This is a genomic window from Pseudomonadota bacterium, from assembly GCA_018817425.1.
In the GTDB taxonomy this organism is placed as follows: Bacteria; Desulfobacterota; Desulfobacteria; order Desulfobacterales; family RPRI01; genus RPRI01.
Genome location: JAHITX010000134.1, coordinates 23718 through 30007, shown reverse-complemented (window position 1 = coordinate 30007; position 6290 = coordinate 23718). Strand labels below are relative to the sequence as shown.

Annotated in this window: 7 protein-coding genes; all 7 read right to left on the bottom strand. The window is 41.1% G+C overall.

What is annotated here, in order from left to right; translation table 11 throughout:
* Positions 1-454: 454 nt before the first annotated feature.
* The 7 genes from KKC46_22275 to KKC46_22245 all read right to left on the bottom strand — a co-directional run bounded on the left by KKC46_22275 (position 455) and on the right by KKC46_22245 (position 6111).
* On the bottom strand, positions 455-634 hold the full coding sequence (locus KKC46_22275) for a CsbD family protein (protein MBU1056530.1): 180 nt from the start codon (positions 632-634) through the stop codon (positions 455-457).
* Between the two features lie 171 nt (positions 635-805).
* A complete protein-coding gene (locus KKC46_22270; protein ID MBU1056529.1) occupies positions 806-1213 on the bottom strand; it encodes a CsbD family protein in 408 nt (135 codons plus the stop codon).
* A 164-nt stretch (positions 1214-1377) separates the two neighbouring features.
* The gene (locus KKC46_22265) at positions 1378-1758 is read right to left on the bottom strand and encodes a PilZ domain-containing protein (protein ID MBU1056528.1); all 381 of its coding nucleotides are present in this window, start codon (positions 1756-1758) and stop codon (positions 1378-1380) included.
* 674 nt (positions 1759-2432) lie between these two features.
* Complete coding sequence (locus tag KKC46_22260) at positions 2433-2771, bottom strand: antibiotic biosynthesis monooxygenase (GenBank protein MBU1056527.1); 339 nt, start codon at positions 2769-2771, stop codon at positions 2433-2435.
* Positions 2772-3255: 484 nt separating this feature from the next.
* The gene (locus KKC46_22255) at positions 3256-3549 is read right to left on the bottom strand and encodes a hypothetical protein (GenBank protein MBU1056526.1); all 294 of its coding nucleotides are present in this window, start codon (positions 3547-3549) and stop codon (positions 3256-3258) included.
* A gap of 24 nt (positions 3550-3573) precedes the next feature.
* Positions 3574-3888 carry an antibiotic biosynthesis monooxygenase gene (locus KKC46_22250; GenBank protein MBU1056525.1) on the bottom strand — a complete coding sequence of 105 codons (315 nt, stop codon included), beginning with the start codon at positions 3886-3888 and terminating at the stop codon, positions 3574-3576.
* A gap of 174 nt (positions 3889-4062) precedes the next feature.
* Positions 4063-6111, bottom strand: a complete 2049-nt coding sequence (locus tag KKC46_22245; GenBank protein ID MBU1056524.1) for a sigma 54-interacting transcriptional regulator — start codon at positions 6109-6111, stop codon at positions 4063-4065.
* Between the last annotated feature and the right edge of the window lie 179 nt (positions 6112-6290).

Here is a 6290-nt window from a genome sequence, read left to right as displayed (position 1 = left end):
AAATTTATCCACTCCTTATTTGTATTGTTAAATTTCATGACTTTTGTTAATAATTTTCCTGTCTCTATCACAATGTTTTGGCAAACTTTTCTATGTTCCTAAAACTGATGACCAAAAATTACATTCACCGAGAATTGCTGTTCAACAAACTTGGGTGTTGCCTTAATATACTAGCCACGGTATCCTGGGCTTATGATTTGTGGAATTCGAGACAATTCCCGTTGAACTCACAACCCCTTCCACGGATTGAATTTTAATATCATCAGTCTGAAGGTAGGTCTTGAATACTTACGTCTACTTGGTGGATGATTCGATGCGGCTGTCCATTTTTGATGCGTGTACAGGCACGCTGAGCGCCAGCAGAGCCACCAATGCCAACATCATTACTGATAATCCACATATTGATTTCAATCGCACTGTCTCCTAATACTGCGGTTAATGTTGTCTTTTACTACTACTTCCCCAAAGCCTTCTTTACCTGACCGGCCTTTTCCTGAACTTTACCGGCTATATTTTCACCGACGCCTTCAGCTTCTATCTTTGGGTTATCGCTTAATTTCCCGGCGATCTCCTTGAGCTTACCTTTCACTTGGTGCATTTTGCCTTCTGCGTTGTCTTTTGTGCTTGGTTTCATTGTATTTATCCTATTTAATTTATAGGAATCTCAGTATTTTTCTGAATCATTTCTGGTAAGAACCAATCCATGTGCCTCTAAGCTATCTCAAATCCGCTCAGTAGCAAAAGAATGAATTAGTACCAGGAGGAGATCAATTCGATTCCTCCGCTGGGATAAGCTTACCAAGGCTTACTGTGGGGCAAGGTTGGCAGGGCTCCGATGAGTACGATGACTATTATCATGATCAGTATGGTTCCCGTGACTTACCTCCTCTACTGTTATTTGACTCTCATGTTTGTTAGCTAACAAAGGGCGCCCGTAACGAGCAATAAATGCGATTGCCATAATATCTTTCTTTTTTGTCATCTTTGTCATTATCCCGCGTATACTGCTGACAATTTCTGCCAATTCAACACTATCAATATATTCCAGCCTGGATTTGTCCCTGATATGTCCATATTTTTTCTGTAAAAGCCCAAAAAGTTTCTCGCCTTTTCCATCGATTTCGCTAAGATCATTATCAGTAAATTTGCCCCACTTTTCTTTAGCTATCCCCTTGACCTCCTGCCATTTGCCTTTTAGAATATCTTCATTCATATTCATCCTCCTTTCGGCTGAATTAGTTTTGTCCAAAATATTGGCACTAATTCTTTATAATTCAATTAAATTATAATAGGTTACGATATGGTTGTCTTTCTCCCTGCTTTGTCCCTTATTTATGCCCTCTTCCCGGTCGTGATCAGTCGAAATTCAAAGAGATATCACCAGCCAACCCTCACGTCAGGGCTTGCTTTCTTTTGTGTTCGCGAGATGTATTCCCCCAATTGTGTGGTGGTGTCTCTGGAAATATCGGTAAACTCCAGACCCGCTTCGTAAGACTCATCTGTATAAAGCCTTCGGATCCATTTAACTTTACCCAGAGCGGTTATCAATGGGAGAGGGCCTTTTAATGTCAGTTGTATTTTGAGCAGGGAATCGACAGGCAAAAAGGTGTTGGCCTGAATCCTGGCGCCGGAGGTGGAAATATCTGTGCTGATGTGGTGGATAAACCTTTTGTTTGGAGACTTTTTTCCCTTATATACAACAGTGAGGATTATTTCATTTTTCTGAACCAATCGTTTTGTCCATCTTTTTTCATTCATAATAGATTTCTCCTTGTGGTTTAGCCCCTTATTCAACCTTCAAGTTAATTTTAAATCTTATATGATCGTTAATATAACTTAACGGGGGAGACGCACCCCAACACGAGTCAAGAATGAGCTGCCCCGGTCTGTCTGTTAATGAATTAACAAAACTAGCTTTGGGGTGAGATGACCAGGATCATAATTATAGCATTTGTCAGAATAACGTTCCGGTTACATCACTTTCTAAACGCAAGGGTATGGTGGGTGTATAACCTTTCAAACGGAACAGATTTATGACAAACGCTATATGTTAAAGCAAATAGCCTGCCAATACCCGAAGGAGAATTATAAACTTGGACTTGTCCTTTAATAATAGATAATTAGATTAACAGGAGCGAACAGCGAAAAAGTATAAAGCGATTCATTTAGTCTCAAGATTTGGTGGAACATCAACATGTTGATAGAAACTGTGAAGGGAGGCTGACAGTTAATCTGCCTCTTTTATCTCCGGCTATTGCATCACCACACCAGCCAGCAGTGATCATAGAGTTTTTTTGAACTCTTTTATTCCAAAGGCCTCGTGACCTTCGTAGTCCAGATTGTGGTGTATCACGTAATCGCAGACGGAAATACAAGAACATACCGGGGCATGATATGCCGTTTTCTCACTATTTCCCCAAAACCTTTTTGGCCTAACTGGTCTTTTCCTGAACTTTGCCTTCCGTCTGGTCCCTCGTGCTGGATTTCATGTAAATCTCCATCCCTGCCGGCTCGAAAACTGTGTAGAACATCCTTTTATAGGGCTCCTTGAGAAGGTTCATCGCTCCCTCAAGCACCTTATAATGCTCCGAGTTCAGGTGGGCCATAAGGTTCTTTCGGGTATCCCATTCTTCGAGAAGAAAAAGTCGATTTTCATCCTCGGTACTCTGGTAGAAGTCACAGCGCCGGCATCCTTTCTCCATCCTTATATAACCGGACAGTGAAGCAATAGTCTGTGACAACTCCATTCGCTTCTCTGAATGGACTTTCATTCGTGTGGTTACAAGTATCATAACAAATTAAAAGCAAATAGTCTGCCAATATCCAAAAGATAATCATAAAATTGGGTTTACCAATTAATATCAAAATATTAGATTAACTAAAGATAACAGAAGGCAAAAATCAAATAATTAATTTAGCCTCGACATTTGGTTGAACCTCAATATGTTAATAGGTGTGAAGAAAAAAGTCAGAGAGCTTATTGACCTGACTATTTTGACTTCGCCCGGACTATTCCGAGATTATGCATCCTCGCTCTTAAGGTACTTGAATGAAGAGTCAGGATTGCTGCGGCCCTGTTCTTTTTTGTCTATGCGCCATCAGGTTTCGGAAAGGGTTTTATGAAGCTATAACCATTGAAGGACAAAAGGAGTCTCCCGGCGGGATAGAGAATAATGGACTCGAAAAAAACCCAGCTCCAGGTTGAGGAGGGGAAAACTTTGTCCCGGAGCTGGGTAGGGGAGAGAATTGACAGTATTAACACCAAAATGGATTGCCTTCTTGTGGCTCCATTATGTTTCCATGTTTGCCGATAATCTGTAGTCCATTCAGAGAATCATCAGTCATAAGCTCTTTTTGAAGCATACCCACTACAAAAGGATTTATTAGATTAAGACCGCTTGAGTTAATTATGATGTTTTTAACCTTGTTGCTATATTTTTTTAAAACATTAATCAGTTCCATTGCTGAAAATCCGTCAAATTCACCAATCAGATCAAGATATAAATTAATTTCACTTTGGTGCGCAGTTATTCTGAAATTTGATGCCATTATTTTAAACCTCCATTGGTGATTTTATGCTACATCCTCGCTGGGTGTAAAACGGTGTAGAATATCCATATCGTATGGCTCTATAAGAAGGCTCATCGCCCCTCTCAGTACCTTAAAATGCTCCGATTTCATGTAGTCAGTAAGGTTCTTCCGGATATCCCATTCTTCAACAAGAAAGAGTTGGTTCTCATCCTCGACACTTTGGTATAAGTCGCAACGCCGGCAACCCATCTCCATCTTTATCGAAGAGGAGAGAGAAGCAATCGCCTGCGACAATTCCATTCGTTTCTCTGGAAGTACCTTCATATGTATGATTGTGATAATCATCTCATTAGCCATTGCAAATATTTTGCCAATAGCCGAAAAGTAATCGAAAGATTGAATATATCAATTGATAACAGATGATTAAAATAACAAGTATGAAAGGCGGAAAACTTTAAATTGATCTATTTAGCCTCAACAATTGGTGAAACATCAATATATTGATAGATAAGCTGAGAGGGGACAGACAGTTTATGATTCCGGCTCTTTTAAACCAGGCCGGACAATCCCAAGCTTATGCATTCTCGCTCTTAAGGTGCTTGGGTGAAGGCCCAGGATCTCTGCAGCCCCGTTCTTTCCATTTATGCGCCACCGGGTTTCGGAAAGGATTTTAAGAATTTGGTTTCTGTCAGTTTCTTCCAATGATCTCACTCCGGATAAAAGTGGGGGTGGTAAATTTTGCAGTCTATCTGCAAGATAAAAAACCGGTTCAGGACTCAATACTACTGACCGTTCAATAATGCTTTCAAGTTCCCGGATATTCCCGGGCCATGAATAGTCCTGAATCGCCTTCATCGTATTGTCCTGGATCGAGGTAATCTTTTTGCCCAGTTTCCTGGAATATCGCTCTATGAAAGCCTTTACCATCAGCGGGATGTCGTCTTTTCTTTGTCTAAGAGGTGGAACAGATATTGGGAAAACGTTGAGCCTGTAGTAAAGGTCCTGCCGAAAAAGGCCCTTGCTGACCTCTTTTTCAAGGTCTCGATTGGTCGTTGCTACGATCCGCACATCAACTTTGATGGTTTTAGACGAGCCCAGGCGCTCAAACTCGTTATGCTGAATCACCCGAAGCAGCTTTGCCTGCAATTCCAGTGGTAGCTCTCCGATCTCGTCTAAGCAAAGGGTGGAACCGTTGGCGATCTCGAATCGGCCTATCTGCCTGGTGTCGGCTCCGGTAAATGCTCCCTTCTCACGACCGAACAATTCACTTTCTATTAAATTAGCAGGCAGCGCAGCGCAGTTAACAGTAATTAATGGCCTTTCCTTACGTGGACTCATCTCATGGATGGCGGCAGCGATCAATTCTTTCCCCGTACCGGTTTCTCCGAGAATAAGGACTGTTGTGTTCAAAGGTGCAACCTGCTCCGCTCTATAGAGAACATATTTTAAACCGTCACTTTGACCGATAATATGCTCAAATCGATGTTTCATTTTGCTTTCTTGGCGGAAGTAAATATTCTCGGCTTCAAGCTGGTCTTTCATTGCTTTAATTTCAGAAAGAGCTGATTTAAGCTCTGCAGTTCGTTCATCTACCGTGTGTTCGAGTTCATCATGGGCTTTTTGTAGAGCATCCTTCATTTTATTGCGTTCGTTTATGTCTATGCAGATGCCAACCCATTCCAGAATACTTCCATCTTGCTTAATTACGGGAACACCACGAACCAAAAAAAGCCGATAAACACCGTCATATCTGCGTATACGATATTCGACTTCATACGTACTTTTTGTTGTAACTGCTTTCTTCCATGATTCTATGGTGTGTTTGATATCGTCCGGATGAAGAGCATTCGCCCATCCCGCCCTTTTCGTTTCTTCTTCACTTTGACCGGTAAATTTTCTCCATGTAGGCAGATCCTCCACAACATCCCCGTCAGGATTTGTATTCCACGCCAATTCTCCCGTAACTTCAATATATGATCTATAGCGTGCCTCGCTTGTACGTAGTTTTTCCTGTACTTTTTTAAGCTTGGTGATATCTATGATTGCTGTATAAATATAATTTGACTTGTCAATATTTTCTTTCGCGATGCTTTGGAGTTGTGCATAGAATACAGTATCATTTTTTCTCTTAAGACTGATTTCGCAGGTCTGGTTGCTCTGGTTTTGAAATACTTTTTCACAGTATTTCGAAAAAACCACAATGCCTTTTGTATCGGCAATAAAACTTACAAAGGGTTTATTGATCAGCTGTTGTCTTTCTATTCCCAGCATTTGTGTTCCGGTAAGATTTATCTTCTTTATCAATCTTTGCGTATTAAGGGTGAAATAGCCAACTGGTGCAAAGTCATATAGTTCGGTATATATATTCTTAGATAATTCAAGCTCCTCCTGGGCACGGCGCAGTTCTGTATTCTGCATTTCCAACTCGATCTGGTGGACCTCAAGTTCATGGATGAGCCTCTGTGATTCTTCATTGGCCATTGAAAGTTGCATATGCGCCTTTTTAGCATGTAACTGCTCCTCTGCCTGGTGGCGCAATTCAACCGATTTTGGCTGTTTCTTTTTATTGGAGATATCCATTGTTAACCATGGGCCTCGAGCAGACTTTTAAGTCTTGCATTTTCTTGTGCAGATCCGCTTTGAGAATCTTTGCAGGTGTTATGTTAGAAAAGATGATCGTAACCCCACCGGGTTTGTTGCCGGCTTTGTTTGCTTTTTCGTGATGTAAAATATATCAGGATTTCATTAATTTGCCAAAG